Annotated in this window: 2 protein-coding genes; both read left to right on the top strand. The window is 42.7% G+C overall.

Going from position 1 to position 1,334, the window contains the following annotated elements; genetic code table 11:
• Window positions 1-94: 94 nt before the first annotated feature.
• Window positions 95-661 (top strand): fimbrial protein, encoded by a 567-nt coding sequence (locus J1785_RS00965; RefSeq protein WP_217218591.1) that lies wholly within the window; start codon window positions 95-97, stop codon window positions 659-661.
• A 51-nt stretch (window positions 662-712) separates the two neighbouring features.
• Window positions 713-1,334: fimbrial biogenesis chaperone (locus tag J1785_RS00960; protein ID WP_217218590.1), on the top strand; the 622-nt coding region annotated here is incomplete at its 3' end.

Here is a 1,334-nt window from a genome sequence, read left to right as displayed (position 1 = left end):
TTAGTATATATTTCAACTATCGTTCATTTATGTACAATATGCACCTTCTAGAGCGGTTGATTATATTTGTCTCAATAACAAGGAAAAGTTATTTATGTTAAAGAAATCCAAACTTTTATTATTGCCTGTTTGCTTATTTGCCAGCAGCATGGCGGCCAGTGCTGAAGACGGTACCATTACTTTTACCGGTACCATTAGTAGTGCAACCTGTATTGTCAATGGTGGGACTGATGAAGGTCTGACGCCGTCCGGTACTTTTACAGTCAACCTTAAACCTGTCAGCACGACAGCATTGGATGTTGCCGGTAAGAAAGCGGGTGATACGCCATTTTATATCAGCTTAAGCGGTACTGACTGTCCGAATGGTAAATTTGCTAACGTTTCCTGGGAACGCGCGGCAAGCACCAAAATTGACAGTGCGACCGGTAACCTGATGAACTCTACTGCTTCAGGTTCGGCAACGAAAGTACAGGTTGTCTTGTCTGACGAAAATAAACAAGCCATCGATTTACGTGTACCTGTGACTGATCCGACTACCGGTAAAGTGATTGCAAATAATGCTGCCCGTTTTGATTATTGGGCACAATATATTGCTACCGGTGGTGCCACCGGCGCAGGTACAGTGAATACCGACGTTGTTTACTCCATTATTTATAACTAAGAATAAAAGCCAGGGTACTTGTACCCTGGTTAATTTATCGGAGTATTAAAGATGAAGCTAAAATTGGCAATTCTGTTGCCTCTGCTTTTCTCATTTCTGACGCCAGCCTTTGCCTCTATTCAGGTAATGGGAACGCGGGTTATTTTTAACGCCAAAGAAAAAGAACAATCAGTCCGTATTAATAATGTCGGGGATGCTCCTGCGCTTATTCAGGTCTGGATTGATAGTCGCCGGGAATCAAGTGTTGAAGATAAAGAGAATCTACCTTTTATCATCAACCCGCCGATTGCCAGAGTTAATAAAGGCAAAGGGAAGGTCTTACGTATCTTTCCGACAGACGAAACAGCCAGTAAATACCCTCAGGATCGCGAGACGATGCTTTGGATAAACATTCTCGATATACCCCCTGAAAGTGAGAATGCAGCTGATAAGAATCTGATGAATATTGCGGTAAGAACACGCCTTAAATTCTTTTACCGCCCGGCGGGCTTAAAAGGCGAACTTTTGACTGCTTCAGAGAATGTTGCCTGGACCACACAGAAAACAGCAACAGGTTATAAAGTTACGGGAAGCAATAACTCGCCATATTATATTTCTTTTGCCTCGCTAAAGATTGCGGGTCAGGAAGACACTATTCTTCAGGGTGATGTTATCGAACCTTTCAGTAGTAAAG

The sequence above is a fragment of the Rahnella perminowiae genome (assembly GCF_019049755.1).
In the GTDB taxonomy this organism is placed as follows: Bacteria; Pseudomonadota; Gammaproteobacteria; order Enterobacterales; family Enterobacteriaceae; genus Rahnella; species Rahnella perminowiae.
Note: the sequence above shows the minus strand (reverse complement) of the source record. Positions and strands in the feature narration are given on the sequence as shown.